The 13,045-nt window shown below is 70.4% G+C and carries 11 protein-coding genes; 7 read left to right on the top strand and 4 right to left on the bottom strand.

Annotation, left to right across the window (positions count from 1 at the left end; genetic code table 11):
* Nucleotides 1-207 precede the first annotated feature (207 nt).
* From FOF48_RS33495 to FOF48_RS33485, 3 genes are all read left to right on the top strand, one after another.
* Nucleotides 208-1,239: a deoxyhypusine synthase gene (locus tag FOF48_RS33495; protein WP_143908570.1), complete on the top strand. Its 1,032-nt coding sequence runs from the start codon at nucleotides 208-210 to the stop codon at nucleotides 1,237-1,239.
* A gap of 148 nt (nucleotides 1,240-1,387) precedes the next feature.
* The gene (gene ada / locus FOF48_RS33490) at nucleotides 1,388-2,461 is read left to right on the top strand and encodes a bifunctional DNA-binding transcriptional regulator/O6-methylguanine-DNA methyltransferase Ada (protein ID WP_143908568.1); all 1,074 of its coding nucleotides are present in this window, start codon (nucleotides 1,388-1,390) and stop codon (nucleotides 2,459-2,461) included.
* On the top strand, nucleotides 2,458-3,210 hold the full coding sequence (locus tag FOF48_RS33485) for a 2OG-Fe(II) oxygenase (RefSeq protein WP_143908565.1): 753 nt from the start codon (nucleotides 2,458-2,460) through the stop codon (nucleotides 3,208-3,210). Before ada ends, FOF48_RS33485 begins: the two co-directional genes overlap by 4 nt.
* Nucleotides 3,211-3,228: 18 nt before the next feature.
* Here the strand turns inward: FOF48_RS33485 and FOF48_RS33480 are convergent, their stop codons facing one another.
* Together FOF48_RS33480 and FOF48_RS33475 are read right to left on the bottom strand one after the other, a co-directional pair.
* The gene (locus tag FOF48_RS33480; protein WP_143908564.1) at nucleotides 3,229-4,644 is read right to left on the bottom strand and encodes a cytochrome P450; all 1,416 of its coding nucleotides are present in this window, start codon (nucleotides 4,642-4,644) and stop codon (nucleotides 3,229-3,231) included.
* Nucleotides 4,645-4,664: 20 nt separating this feature from the next.
* A complete protein-coding gene (locus FOF48_RS33475; RefSeq protein ID WP_143908562.1) occupies nucleotides 4,665-6,695 on the bottom strand; it encodes a lipoxygenase family protein in 2,031 nt (676 codons plus the stop codon).
* A gap of 331 nt (nucleotides 6,696-7,026) precedes the next feature.
* Here FOF48_RS33475 and FOF48_RS33470 point away from each other — a divergent pair, with 331 nt between their 5' ends.
* Nucleotides 7,027-9,090, top strand: a complete 2,064-nt coding sequence (locus FOF48_RS33470; protein ID WP_143908560.1) for a lipoxygenase family protein — start codon at nucleotides 7,027-7,029, stop codon at nucleotides 9,088-9,090.
* A gap of 14 nt (nucleotides 9,091-9,104) precedes the next feature.
* On the opposite strand, the gene FOF48_RS33465 is transcribed toward FOF48_RS33470, so the two are convergent.
* The gene (locus FOF48_RS33465) at nucleotides 9,105-9,998 is read right to left on the bottom strand and encodes a 1,4-dihydroxy-2-naphthoyl-CoA synthase (RefSeq protein WP_143908558.1); all 894 of its coding nucleotides are present in this window, start codon (nucleotides 9,996-9,998) and stop codon (nucleotides 9,105-9,107) included.
* An 87-nt stretch (nucleotides 9,999-10,085) separates the two neighbouring features.
* Here FOF48_RS33465 and FOF48_RS33460 point away from each other — a divergent pair, with 87 nt between their 5' ends.
* The 3 genes from FOF48_RS33460 to nth are packed head-to-tail and all read left to right on the top strand — an operon-like array spanning nucleotide 10,086 to nucleotide 12,220.
* Complete coding sequence (locus FOF48_RS33460; protein WP_143908671.1) at nucleotides 10,086-10,403, top strand: antibiotic biosynthesis monooxygenase; 318 nt, start codon at nucleotides 10,086-10,088, stop codon at nucleotides 10,401-10,403.
* Nucleotide 10,404: 1 nt separating this feature from the next.
* Nucleotides 10,405-11,571 carry an iron-containing alcohol dehydrogenase gene (locus tag FOF48_RS33455; protein ID WP_143908556.1) on the top strand — a complete coding sequence of 389 codons (1,167 nt, stop codon included), beginning with the start codon at nucleotides 10,405-10,407 and terminating at the stop codon, nucleotides 11,569-11,571.
* A gap of 10 nt (nucleotides 11,572-11,581) precedes the next feature.
* Nucleotides 11,582-12,220 carry an endonuclease III gene (gene nth, locus FOF48_RS33450; protein WP_143908554.1) on the top strand — a complete coding sequence of 213 codons (639 nt, stop codon included), beginning with the start codon at nucleotides 11,582-11,584 and terminating at the stop codon, nucleotides 12,218-12,220.
* A gap of 9 nt (nucleotides 12,221-12,229) precedes the next feature.
* Here nth and FOF48_RS33445 read toward each other — a convergent pair whose 3' ends face one another.
* Nucleotides 12,230-12,982 carry a hypothetical protein gene (locus tag FOF48_RS33445; protein ID WP_143908552.1) on the bottom strand — a complete coding sequence of 251 codons (753 nt, stop codon included), beginning with the start codon at nucleotides 12,980-12,982 and terminating at the stop codon, nucleotides 12,230-12,232.
* Nucleotides 12,983-13,045 lie beyond the last annotated feature (63 nt).

Below are 13,045 nucleotides of genomic sequence, written 5' to 3'. Positions count from 1 at the left end.
TCCTGTCACGTCATCCGCGAGCGTGCAGGCACGCATTGCTCGCCCCCGCCCGGTCGCCGTGGTAGGGAGCGCGTGTCGCACGCCACCTGACGTCTCCGATGGCGGTCCCCCCTCCTCCGAGGCCGGACCGTAGGACGTCTCGGGTGGCGCTTGTTGTCGGCCCAGGGCCTCCCGACCTCCATCCATGGCCGTCGGGGTACACCCGCCGTGACAACGACTCCCAGCAGGACCGAGCTGCTCCGCGACGTCATCCAGCACATCGACATCAAGGCCTTCGACGTGCGGCCCCTGGTCCAGGCCATGGGCCAGATGGCCTTCCAGGCGCGCAACCTGAGCCGCGCCGCCACGCTCTATGACGCCATGCTCCGTGACGAGCAGTGCGGCGTCATCCTCTGCCTCGCCGGCAGCCTTTTCTCCGCCGGGCTGAAGCAGGTGGTGGTGGACATGGTGCGTCACCGGATGGTGGACGCCATCGTGTCCACGGGCGCGCTCATCGTGGACCAGGACTTCTTCGAGGCCCTGGGCTACCGCCACTACAAGGGCCGCGCGGACGCGGACGACAACGCGCTGCGCGAGCTGCACATCGACCGCATCTACGACACGTACATCGACGAGGATCAGCTGCGAGAGTGCGACGCCACCATCGCGCGCATCGCGTCCGGGCTGGAGCCGCGCCCGTACTCCTCGCGGGAGTTCATCGGGGAGATGGGCCGCTACCTGGTGAAGCACGGCAAGGCGCGCGACAGCGTGGTGCTGGCCGCGCATGAGGCGGGCGTGCCCATCTTCGTCCCGGCCTTCAGCGACTGCTCGGCGGGCTTCGGGCTGGTGCACCACCAGTGGCACCGCGAGGGGAAGCCGCGGGTGTCCATCGACAGCGCGAGGGACTTCCTGGAGCTGACGAAGTGCCGGCTCCGGATGGAGGACTCGGGGCTGTTCATGGTGGGCGGCGGCGTGCCGAAGAACTTCGCCCAGGACATCGTGGTGGCGGCGGACTTCGTGGAGCAGCCGGTGTCCATGCACAAGTACGCGGTGCAGCTCACCGTGGCGGACGAACGGGACGGCGCGCTGTCCGGCTCCACGCTGCGCGAGGCCAGCAGTTGGGGCAAGGTGTCCACCGTGCATGAGCAGATGGTGTACGGAGAGGCGACCGTGACGATGCCGCTGGTGGTGGGCGCCGCCTTCCACGGGCGCGGCTGGGAGCAGCGGCCGGAGCGGCGGCTCGTGGACGCCTGCGGGTAGCGGGGTGCCCTGGCCCCCGCGCTCCGGTGTCCCCGGACGCGGGGGTGCTCCCGAATTCGACCGCAAGGCCCGGAGTGCTGGCCTCCGGACCGGGGGTTAGGTTTCCCATCGTGGTCATGAAGACCGCTCTCGAAGGGAGGCAAGACACATGGCGGCGAAGACAGAGACACTCGCGGCGGCGACCCTGGGCGACCCGCGCTGGGCGGCGGTCGTCGCGCGGGATGCGGGCGCGGATGGGCGCTTCTTCTATTCCGTCCGGACGACGGGCGTGTACTGCCGTCCGTCCTGCGGCGCCCGCACGCCCCGGCCGGAGAACGTCGCGTTCCACGCGACCGGGGTGGCGGCGGAGCGGGCGGGCTTCCGGGCATGCAAGCGGTGCAAGCCGGGGGAGCCCTCGCTCGCCGTGAAGCACGCGGACCAGGTGGCCGAGCTGTGCCGGTTCATCCAAGGCGCGGAGCAGACGCCGAGCCTGGGGGAGCTGGCGGAGCGCTCGGGGCTGTCCCCCTATCACCTGCACCGCGTGTTCAAGGCCGTCACCGGGCTGACGCCCAAGGGCTACGCGGCGGCGCACCGGGCGGAGCGGATCCGCACCGGCCTGACGAAGCGCGGCTCCGTCACCGAGGCCATCTACGACGCGGGGTTCAACTCCAGCGGTCGCTTCTACGAAACCTCCAGCCAGGTCCTGGGCATGACGCCAACGAACTTCCGCGCCGGTGGCGCGAACACCGAGATCCGCTTCGCCGTCGCGGAGTGCTCCCTGGGCCCCATCCTGGTGGCCGCGAGCGACCGGGGCGTGTGCGCCATCCTGATGGGGGATGATCCGGACGCCCTGACGAGGGACCTCCAGGACCGGTTCCCCCAGGCGGCGCTGGTGGGGGGAGACACGGCGTTCGAGCAGCTGGTCGCGAAGGTCGTGGGCTTCGTGGAGGCGCCGCGGCTGGGGCTGGACCTGCCCCTGGACGTGCGCGGCACGGCGTTCCAGCAGCGCGTGTGGCAGGCCCTGCGGGAGATTCCAGCGGGGAGCACCGCGAGCTACACGGACATCGCGGAGCGGATTGGCGCACCGAAGTCCGTGCGGGCGGTGGCGCAGGCGTGCGGCGCGAACGCGCTGGCGGTGGTGATTCCCTGCCACCGGGTCGTGCGCCACGACGGCGCGCTGTCGGGCTACCGCTGGGGCGTGGAGCGCAAGCGCGCGCTGCTGGGCCGCGAGGCGAGCCGATGAGCCCCCGGCGCCGCGTCGAGGCGCTCGCGGCCCGCGCCCCGGAGGGCGTCGGGGAGCGGGTGCGGGCGGTGGATTGGGAGGGGACCGGACGGGAGCTGGACGCCCGGGGCTGCGCGCCCCTGGAGCGGCTGCTCACGCCCGCGGAGTGCGAGGCGCTGGCCCGCCTCTACGACGTGGAGCAGGCGTTTCGCAGCCGCGTGGTGATGGCGCGCCACGGCTTCGGCCGGGGCGAATACAAATACTTCGACCATCCGCTCCCGGCCACGGTGTCGGAGCTGCGCGCGGCGCTCTACCCGTGCCTGGCGCCCATCGCGAACCGGTGGAACACGGCGATGGGCATCGACGTGCGGTATCCGGACACGCACGCGGACTTCCTCGCGCGCTGTCACGAAGCGGGACAGGTGCGGCCCACGCCGCTGCTCCTGCGCTATGGCGTGGACGACTACAACTGCCTGCACCAGGACCTGTATGGGGAGCACGTCTTCCCGCTCCAGGTGGCCCTCCTCCTCTCCGAGCCGGGGCGCGACTTCACCGGCGGCGAGTTCGTGCTGACGGAGCAGCGTCCCCGGATGCAGTCGCGCGCGGAGGTCGTCCCGCTCCGCCAGGGGGACGCGGTCGTCTTCGCGGTGCATCACCGCCCGGTGCAGGGCACGCGGGGCACCTACCGCGTCAACCTCCGGCACGGGGTCAGCCGTGTGCGCGCCGGACAGCGGCACACGGCCGGCATCATCTTCCACGACGCGGCCTGAGCCCCGCCCAATGACCGCTCAGGCGCTCCGGGCCTGCACGCCCCGCGAGGCCTGGGCCTCGCGCGCGATGAGCTTCCCGGTGACGCCCTTCGGCAGCACCACCCCGAAGAAGAAGCCCTCTTCGAACGGCTCCGTCGAATCGACGTGGACCTTCACGCGCGCGGCGATGGTGGCGACGGCGGTCTTCAGGTACAGCATCGCGAAGTCCGCGCCCGTGCACGCGCGCGGCCCCCGGCCGAACGGGAAGAAGTAGCCGCTGCCCAGCGGATCGCGGGCGACGCCGCCGTCCAGCCAGCGCTCGGGCTTGAAGGTGTCCGGCTCCGGCCAGTGCGCCGGGTCCCGGTGCAGGTGCTGGTTCGAGATCATGATCATCGCCCCCGCGGGCAGCGTGACCCCGGCCAGCTCCGCGTCCTTCGACGGCGTGCGCGTCATCACCCGGACCGCGGGGAGGACGCGCAGGGACTCCAGGACGACGGCCTCCACCCACTTCGCGCCCGCCAGCTTCCCGATGGACAGCGGCCCCTCCGCCAGCGCGGCGGCCTCCGCGGCGAGGCGCGCTTCGGCGTCGGGGTGCTTCTGGAGCTGGTGGAACGCGCCGACCAGCGTGACGCTCGAGGAGAAGGCCCCTCCGTAGAACGTGCCCCCCAGGAGGTGCGCCAGCATTTGGTCGTCCATGCCGGGGTTCTCCCGCAGCATCCACGACAGCGTGTCCACGGCGTGGGGCTTCGGGTGCTTGCGCGCCGCGCGCACCCGGTCCGCGAACTGGCCGTAGAAGCGCGCCTTGGCTTCGTCGAAGCCCTTGGGCGGCTTGACGAACTTCAGGGGCAGCTTCGCCTGGATGCGCGCGTCCGCCCCCTTCGCGAGCAGCATGAAGTCCTCGAACACCTGATCCGGCATCTTCTCGCCCACGGTGGCGACCGAGAAGGCATCGAAGGTCAGCCGGCGCAGCGCGGGGGTCAGGTCGAGGGCGCCCTCCTTCAGCAGGGCGTCCACGGACTCGGAGATGGCCGCCTGCATCGGGACCACCTGCTCGGCCAGCCAGTCGGCGGACCACGGCTGGGCCATGGGCTCCATCTGGCGCCGCTCCGCCCAGTCCTCGCTCAGCTTCGCGATGAAGACCGTGTCGTTCGTCACCGTGGGACGGATCTGCTCGCTGATGTTCCCCTTCTCGAACTCCATCCGGCGCGGGGACTCGTACACCTCCGCGATGAGCGCGGGGTCGTTGAGGACCAACCCGGGGTTGGGTCCCATCCAGATGAGGGTGACGCCACCGTACTCGCGGCCGTAGCGCGCGCAGACGTCCCAGGGCGAAGCGCCCAGGAAGTCCCCAGCGGTGCCGAGGATTCCCGGCGGGGGCCCCGGGAGGGAGGCGAACGCCTTGCGCTTCGAACCGAAGAGCAGGTTGAAGATGCCGCGAGAGATGAGGTTGGGCACGGTGGGGTCTCCGGACGGCGCTAGACGGTGATGCCGCAGGGGATGCGGTCGGCCTGAAGCACGGTGTAGGGCACCGCGCTCTTCGCGTTGCGTGCCTTGACCGCTTCGCTCTGCGCGCGCAGCCGGGAGTGGAAGCGGTCGCGGATCGCCAGCAGCTCCGGCTCCTGGAAGTAGTCCTCGCGCCACCCGCCCTCGTGGAGCAGGTACTCCTCGTCATCCCCGAAGCTGGACAGGGCGCGGCCCACGGACACCTGCCAGAGCATCTGGGACTTCGAGGGGATCATCGCCTCGATGTCGTTCGCGCCGAGCACGCCCTTCTTGCGCGGCGGCGCCTGGCGCATGCACAGCGGCGCGTTGGGCACGAAGGCGTAGTGCTCGTACTGGAGGTAGTTCACCGCCGCGTGCTGGACGCTGACCGTGAAGAGGACGGTGGTGAGGATGTCCGTGAGGTCGGAGACGCGCGTCAGCTCCGAGCACGGGAGCTTCTCCAACGGCAGCCCGTGGGCGATGAGGTCCTTCCACCAGTGCTGCATGTCGGTGTCGCGCACCAGGGCGTCATCGGAGGTGTAGAAGTGCCCCAGCACCCCGCCGACGTACTCCTCCAGCGCGTCCCACAGGAGCAGCGCGTCGTCCCGGTAGGGGTAGTGCGGGAGCACCGCCGGGTCGAGCACGCCGCGGCGCTCGATGTCCGGACGCGGCTTGTTGTCCGAGAGCTTCCAGGCCTTGTAGCCCTTCTTGCCCAGGAACAGGTGGCCCTGGTCGGGACCGCCCGTGGCGATGATGTCGTCGAACACGCCGCCCGCGTCGAGCAGGCCCTTGCGCGCCCCCTCGTTGATGGCGAGCGTGTAGCGGAAGTGGCGGCGCAGCAGCTTGTAGACGGGGTGCGGGTCCGGGAGGTTGCGCATCGTCGCCATGACGAACGGCTCCGCCACGAAGTGCGTGCGGAGCGCGTGGCCCACCATCTGGTGCGTGTTGCCCTCGCTGCACCGGACGTAGATCTTCGCGGCCATCCAGTCATGCTGGCTGTCATTGGGCGTGAACACCGGGTCCACCGCGGGGTCGCGCCCGAGCTGGATGGCGATGGGCCGCAGCTGGTGCGAGTCATCCAGGAGCAACAGGCACCGGGACGCGGGCGCCCAGCGGCGCTCCTCGACGCCATGCTTGTCGACCTTCCTGAACATGGGCACGTCGCCGAGGATCTCGAAGTCGAGCAGGAAGACACGCTTCGCCGCCAGCGATTGCGGGAGCGACATGCCCGGAGGGAGCAGGCCCCGCAGCTCCTCGTCCGTCAGGGGCATGCCCTCCGGCAACGAAGTGACGGATTGGATGTGAACAGGGCTGATGCCCTGGACCGCCTGTCGGGCGAACTCGTAGTCGTCCTGCCAGCGCTGGGCCAGCTTGGGCAGCTCGATGCTCTTGAAGAAGTCGAAGATGTCCACGAGGCCATTCCACGCCTTGCTGAGCACGGGCATGTGCAGCTTGATGGCCGCGAGCGTCTTCGCGATGACGACCTCATAGCTGCCATCCACGAGGCCCCGGTAGAGCTCGTCCTTCGGGAGCGGCTGTGTCGCGGTGATGTCCAGCGCGCCGGGCAGGCCGGCGGTGGCCTCCGCGGGACGCCAGGGGTACATCTTCCGACGCGCCTGGATCAGCTCCTGACGGGCCGCCAGCTCCCGCTCGTGCTCGACCTGCTGTGGCAGCCGGGCGATGCCATTGAGGACCTCCGCGGTCGACCGGCCCAGCACCCAGCGGTAGTACGGGAAGAACCAGAGCTTCCCCGTGGCGGTGACCGTCACGGAGTCGAGGAGCCAGTCACTGCCGACGCCCCCTCCTGCATTGGAGAACCGGAGCAGGAGCAGGTCGCCCAGGTCGTCGGTCTTGACGGTGTACGCATCCACCGCCCCAGCCTCGAAGTCGTTGTGGAAGCGCTTGTCCAACAGGTGCGACTGACTCTCACCCTTGGTGCCCACCAGGACCACGGAGATGGCGGCGTTCGTTCCCGCGCCCAGCTTCGAACTCGTGCGAATCGTTAGCGTGTAATCGACAGGCATGGAATCTCCCACTAGCACGTAACGCCGAAAGTACGCCGGTGAAATAGCGACGGACAAGCAATGGCCGCGCACCGTGGAGGCACGGGTGCGTGACGTTTCGCGCATGCTTTGAAATTGATACCGGATTGCCCTTCAGTGCGAGCGCCCATGTATGGGTTTGCCGTAGGGGCGCGAGGGGGGCGGGGTCACGGAAGTGCCAGGGTGAAGGGGCGCCGTGTTACCTTCGCCGCTTGATGAAGTCCGCTCCCCGCGACACCCGAAGCGAAGGTGGTTCCCGCCATACCTCCCGAGGGTCGGTCCTGACCACGGATGCAACCGAGGTGTGGAGCTGATGTCGTCCGCCTGGCGCCGTCTGATGGCCTCGTTGGGTTTCACATCCCGCGCACCGGAGCCTCCGCTCCTGGAGGCGGACGAGCTGGCCCGGTGGTACGCGGGGCTCGACCTGAAGCAGCGGCTGGCGGTGAGCCGCGATCTGGTCAAGCGCGTGCGTGCGCCCCGAGCGCTCCGCGATCCGTCCGCGCTGCCCGCGATCGTCACGGGTCGGCTCGTGTTCGAGTTGGACGGGCCCCAGGGCCCCGTTCCCCTGCATCACCTCAAGGTCGAGCTGTGGGACCGGGACTTCGGCACGCCGGATGATTTCCTGGGCGAGGGCTTCACGGCGGCGGATGGCACCTTCGCCATCCGCTACGACCCCGCGGATGCGGGGGAAGGCGACCTGCCGGACCTGGAGCTGCGCTTCTTCGAGCCCCAGCACACGTTCCGGAAGGATGGCCGGGTGGTGGAGGACTGGCGGCGCATCGGCACGGAGCGTGGGCCGGACGACCATGCCGGGCTGGAGTACGACTTCGGGACGCTGCGGCTGCCGTATTGGGAATACGACCCGTCGACGCCGCTGGCGCGGCTGCTGGTGGTGGAGGAAGGCACGCCGCCCACGGCGTATGCGCCGGGACGGGCGCTGGCGATGCTCAAGGCCGTCGCGCCCATCGAGTTGGTGAAGCGGCAGCATCAACTCCAGATTCGATTGGGACAGGCGCCGAGCCTCGCGAGAATCCAGGCGGAGTATCCGGAGTCGATGACGGTCCGCATGGAGCAGCAGGCGCCGGGCTCCTCGCGGAGTGATGCGTGGTTTGGTGAGCGGCTGCTCAACGGGATGTTCTCCAGCATCCTGGACCGTGACCCGGAGGCGCCGGGCGACCCGCGGGCCTTCCGGCTGTACCTGCCGTGGAATGCCTATGAACAGGACGGCGTCCACTGTCTGCCGGACGTGGACCTCCGGCTGCGCCTGGAGGAAGGCCGGCTGATGCCCCAGCGCATCATCCTGGGGATGCGCGAGCCCGGCGCGACCGCGCCCGGCTCACCGGTGACCCGCCGCTCCTTCGCGCCCGGAGACGGCGCGGATTGGGAGGCAGCGAAGCGGATGGCGCGGGTGAGCGCGACGCTGGACGTGGAGCTGGGCAACCACCTGGGCCAGTGCCACTTCAACGTCGAGCAATACGCCATCGCCGCGCACCGGAACCTGCGGCGCAATCCATTGCGGTGGCTGCTGATGCCGCACCTGCGCGAGGTGGTGTTGATCAACCATTCGGCCAACGGGTTCCTGGTGGGGCCCACGGGGTACATCACGCGGGCCAGCGCGTTGACGGAGGCAGGCATCAACCAGCGGCTGGAGCACCTGCTGGGCAGCTACGACTGGAAGGGCTTCGCGCCCGCGACGCCGGTGTGCGAGGGGCACCGGTACGCGCAGGCGGGGCAGCTCTTCTGGAAGCTGCTCGGGGAGCATGTGGACGCGTTCTTCGCGGAGCACGGCGCGGCGGTGGAGGAGCAGTGGCGGGAGGTGCGCCGGTTCTCGGACGACCTCGTCGCGCATTCGGCACCCGCGTTCGTGTGCCGGTATTTGAGGGCACGGGTGCCGGGGAAGGAGGCGCCGTGGTTCGTGCGCTCGGAGCGCATGGACCTGGACGCGAAGGTGGCGGAGCCGCCGCCCCGGGCCGTGAGCGCGGTGACGCGGACCGACACTCCCCAGCCCGGTGAGCTGGAGGCGCTGAAGAACCTCTGCCGCTACGTCATCTTCTTCGCGACGTTCCGGCATGCCTGGGCGAACAACCTCCAGTGGGAGGACGCGGGAGAGGTGCTGTACGCGTGTCTGGGATTGCGCTGGGGCAAGGGGGGCGCGCTGTCCACGGAGGAGGACCTGGACGTCGCGCCCACGCCGGACGAGGCCACGGAGATGCTGTGGATCTCCTGGATGCTGTCGAAGACGAACTACGGCTTCATCCTGTCCAACGAGGATGAAGACGTGCATCCCCGGTTGCTGGAGCTGCTCCGGGCCCATGCCGCGCAGTTCGCGGCCCTGGGCCTGGATGTCCGGGCGGTCAGCTCCCGCATCAACATCTGACTGGGGCGCGTGCCTCAGTACGTCCAGGGGAAGCGCTTGAAGTCGCGTTTGCGCTTCTGGACGAACGCGTCGCGGCCCTCCTGCGCCTCCTCCGTGCCGTAGCCCAGACGCGTCGCCTCTCCGGCGAAGAGCTGCTGGCCCACGAGGCCGTCGTCCGGGAGGTTGAAGGCATACTTCAGCATCTTGATGGCCGTGGGGCTCTTGGTGTTGATCTCCGCCGCCCACTCCAGCGCCACCTTCTCCAGGTCCTTGTGCGGCACCGACGCGTTGATGGCGTTCATCTGGAACGCCTCGTCCGCCGTGTAGGACTGGCCCAGGAAGAAGATCTCCCGCGCCCGCTTCTGCCCCACCTGCCGCGCCAGCAGCGCGGACCCGTAGCCCGCGTCGTAGCTGGCCACGTCCGCGTCCGTCTGCTTGAACATGCCGTGCTCCTTGCTCGCGATCGTCATGTCGCAGATCACGTGCAAGCTGTGCCCGCCGCCCGCCGTCCAGCCCGGCACCACCGCGATGACCACCTTGGGCAGGAAGCGGATCTGCCGCTGCACCTCCAGGATGTGCAGCCGCCCCAGCCGCGCCGGATCCGCCGCGTCCTCACCCGGCTCGTACTTGTAGCCGTCCTTGCCGCGGATGCGCTGGTCCCCTCCCGAACAGAACGCCCACCCGCCGTCCTTCGGCGAGGGCCCGTTGCCCGTGAGCAGCACCACGCCCACGTCCGTCATGAACCGCGTGGCCTCCAACGCCCGGGCCAGCTCGTCCACCGTCTTCGGACGGAACGCGTTGCGCACCTCCGGACGGTTGAACGCGATGCGCACCGTGCCCTGGTCCACCGCGCGGTGGAACGTGATGTCCTTGAACTTGAAGCCTTCCACCGCCTGCCAGCGGGACGCGTCGAAGAGGTCCGAAACCATGCGCGGTCTTGCTCCGAAAATGAGGGAGTGAACGGCCCGGCACCCTACCGGTTTCCGCTCGGGGACGCCCGCGCTACCGTGCGCACCATGCCCACGAGCCTGCTCGTCGTCCATGTCCACGTGCGCGTGCTCCCCCAGCACGTCGACGCCTTCCTCCAGGCCACCCTCGCCAACGCCCGCGAGAGCGTGAAGGAGCCCGGCATCGCCCGCTTCGACTTCTGCCAGGACACCGAGGACCCCACCCGCTTCGTCCTCGTCGAGGTCTACCGCGCTCCCGACGCCCCCGCCGCGCACAAGCAGACCGCCCACTACCTCACCTGGCGCGACGCCGTGGCCCCCATGATGGCCGAGCCCCGCGCCGCCCGCCGCTTCGTCAACCGCTTCCCCGACGACGCGGGCTGGTGACATGCCCCCCACGAGCTTCGAGTTCGCCACCGCCGCCCGCGTCCTCTTCGGCCCCGGCCGCCTCGCGGAGCTCCCCGACCTCGTGCGCGGGCTCGGCGGACGGAAGGTCCTCCTCGTCACCGGCACCCACCCTGGCCGCGCCGAGCCCACCCGCGCCGGACTCGAACGCCTGGGCATCCCGTCCGTCCCCTTCCGCGTCGCGGGCGAGCCCACCGTCGAGCTCGCCCGTGAAGGCACCGCCGCCGCCGTGGAGGCCGGCTGCGATGCCGTGGTCGCCCTGGGCGGTGGCAGCGCGCTCGACGCGGGCAAGGCCATCGCCGCGCTCGCCGCCAATGGGGGCGACCCGCTGGACTACCTGGAGGTCATCGGGCGCGGACAGGCGCTGACGAAGCCGCCGCTGCCGTTCGTGGCCGTGCCGACCACGGCGGGCACCGGCTCCGAGGTGACCCGCAACGCGGTGCTGGGCTCGAAGGAGGCGGGCGTGAAGGCCAGCCTGCGCAGCCCCATGATGCTGCCGCGCGTGGCCCTGGTGGATCCGGACTTCCTGGAGCACGCGCCCGCCGCCGTGCTCGCCGCGGGCGGCCTGGACGCGCTGTCGCAGCTCATTGAACCGTTCGTCTCCGTGCGCGCCCAGCCCCTCACGGACGCGCTCGCGCGCGAAGGCATGCGGCGCTCGGCGCGCTCGCTGCGCAAGGCGGTGCTCCACGGCCCCGGCCCGGAGGAGCGCGAGGACCTGGCCATCGCCAGCCTCCTTGGCGGCCTGTGCCTCGCCAACGCGGGCCTGGGCGCGGTGCATGGCTTCGCGGCGCCGCTGGGGGGGATGCTCGGCGCGCCCCATGGAGCGCTGTGCGCCGCGCTGCTCGGGGCCACGCTGGAGGTGAACCTGGAGGCCCTGCGCGCCCGCGCCCCGGACCACCCCGCCCTCCCCCGCTTCCGCGAGCTGGCGGGGATCCTCACCGGCCAGTCGAATGCGCGCGCCGAGGACGGCATCGCCTGGGTGAAGGACCTGGTCCACGCCGTGCGCATCCGGGGCCTGCGCGACATGGGCCTCGCGGACGCGGACGTGCCCGGCCTGGTGACGAAGGCCCGCGCCGCCAGCAGCATGAAGGGCAATCCGCTGGCGCTCACCGATGCGGAGTTGACGACGCTCGTCGAACGGTCGATGTGAGGACCCACCCATGAAACCCACCGCCCTCGTCCCCGTGGTGCTCGAACGCCTGCGCGAGAAGTATCCCGACGCGAAGTACGAGCTGAACTGGAACACCCCCTTCGAGCTGCTGGTCGCCACCATCCTGGCCGCGCAGTGCACGGACGAGCGCGTCAACCGCGTCACCGCCGAGCTGTGGAAGAAGTACGACGGCCCCCAGGCCCTCGCGGACGCGGACACCGCGGAGCTGGAGGAGGACCTGAAGCCCACGGGCTTCTACAAGCAGAAGACGAAGACGGTGCAGGCCATGAGCCGCGCGCTGCTCGACGCCTTCCACGGCAAGGTGCCTCCGCGCATGGAGGACCTGGTGACGCTCCCCGGCGTGGCGCGCAAGACGGCCAACGTGGTGCTCAACACCGCGTTCCAGCAGGCGTCCGGCATCATCGTGGACACGCACGTGGCCCGGGTCAGCCAGCGGCTGGGCCTGTCCAAGCAGGAGAAGCCGGAGGCCATCGAGGCTGACCTGATGAAGCTCGTGCCCAAGGACGACTGGACGTTCTTCGGCCCCGCCGTGGTGCTGCACGGCCGCTACACCTGCGTCGCCAAGAAGCCCAAGTGCGCCGAGTGCGTCCTCGACGACGTGTGCCCGAAGCTGGGCGTCGCGGCCTGAGCCGCCGCGTCACATGTGCGCGGCCACCATCAGCGCCAGCACCCAGTCCATGCCGAGCTCGAACACGATGTAGGAGGCGCCATCGAGCGAGCCGCCCAGCGCGACGCCCAGGTGGCCCAGCGGGCCCCCGAAGACCTTCACGCCCGCTTCGACGCCCAGGTTGACCGTGCTGCCCCGCGCTCCGCTCAGCGTGGGCCCCACGAGCGCCCGTCCGTAGGGCGCGAACCAGTTCGTCACGAAGTGCTGGTAGCCCACCGTGGCGTTGAGCGACACCAGCTCGTGTTCGAGCCCCAGGTTGAGCCCCAGGACCAGCCGCCGCGCCTTCAGGCCCATGGGCTGTACGTTCAAGTCCATGGACATGCCGAAGCCGCCCGACCACGGGACGCGCCAGCCCAGGCCGAACTCCACCGTCGACTTGTCGATGGCCAGCGCCTCCCAGCGCAGCCGCGAAGCGGCCTCCGCATCCCCGCGCGCGTCCTCGAGGTCCGCGAGCGCCAGCGCGCCCTCCTCCGTGTCGTCGTCGTAGGCCTTGCGCAGGGGCGGCTCCGCGCCGGTCACGTCGCCGTGCTCCAGCCGGAGCTTGCCTTGTGTCACGCAGGCGGAGGTGGAGCCCGTCGCGCACGCCAGTCCGTACGCGTGATCCGCCTCCTCCACCCGGTTGTCCACCATGAGCTGCTGGCCCCACGTCTCGCAGGCCGAGGGGCTTCCGCCTTCGCAGCGCTCCTGCAAGGTGGGGATGTGACGGGGTTGGCCGGTCGTCACGCAGGCAACCGTCATCAACAGGAACGGCCACAGGCACAGCCAACGGCCAGGGGACGCACGGGG

Origin of the sequence: Corallococcus sp. Z5C101001, assembly GCF_007352635.1 — a bacterium.
Classification (GTDB): domain Bacteria; phylum Myxococcota; class Myxococcia; order Myxococcales; family Myxococcaceae; genus Corallococcus; species Corallococcus silvisoli.
The sequence above is the reverse complement of the archived record's forward strand: the minus strand, read 5'-3'. Positions and strand labels throughout refer to the sequence as shown.

What these genes read in the sequence shown, in the direction of transcription:
- ada (WP_143908568.1), top strand. Translation starts at nt 1,388, where the DNA reads ATGGCGGCGAAGACAGAGACACTCGCGGCGGCGACCCTGGGCGACCCG.
- FOF48_RS33485 (WP_143908565.1), top strand. Translation starts at nt 2,458, where the DNA reads ATGAGCCCCCGGCGCCGCGTCGAGGCGCTCGCGGCCCGCGCCCCGGAG.
- FOF48_RS33475 (WP_143908562.1), bottom strand. Translation starts at nt 6,695, where the DNA reads ATGCCTGTCGATTACACGCTAACGATTCGCACGAGTTCGAAGCTGGGC.
- FOF48_RS33470 (WP_143908560.1), top strand. Translation starts at nt 7,027, where the DNA reads ATGTCGTCCGCCTGGCGCCGTCTGATGGCCTCGTTGGGTTTCACATCC.
- FOF48_RS33465 (WP_143908558.1), bottom strand. Translation starts at nt 9,998, where the DNA reads ATGGTTTCGGACCTCTTCGACGCGTCCCGCTGGCAGGCGGTGGAAGGC.
- FOF48_RS33460 (WP_143908671.1), top strand. Translation starts at nt 10,086, where the DNA reads ATGCCCACGAGCCTGCTCGTCGTCCATGTCCACGTGCGCGTGCTCCCC.
- FOF48_RS33455 (WP_143908556.1), top strand. Translation starts at nt 10,405, where the DNA reads ATGCCCCCCACGAGCTTCGAGTTCGCCACCGCCGCCCGCGTCCTCTTC.
- nth (WP_143908554.1), top strand. Translation starts at nt 11,582, where the DNA reads ATGAAACCCACCGCCCTCGTCCCCGTGGTGCTCGAACGCCTGCGCGAG.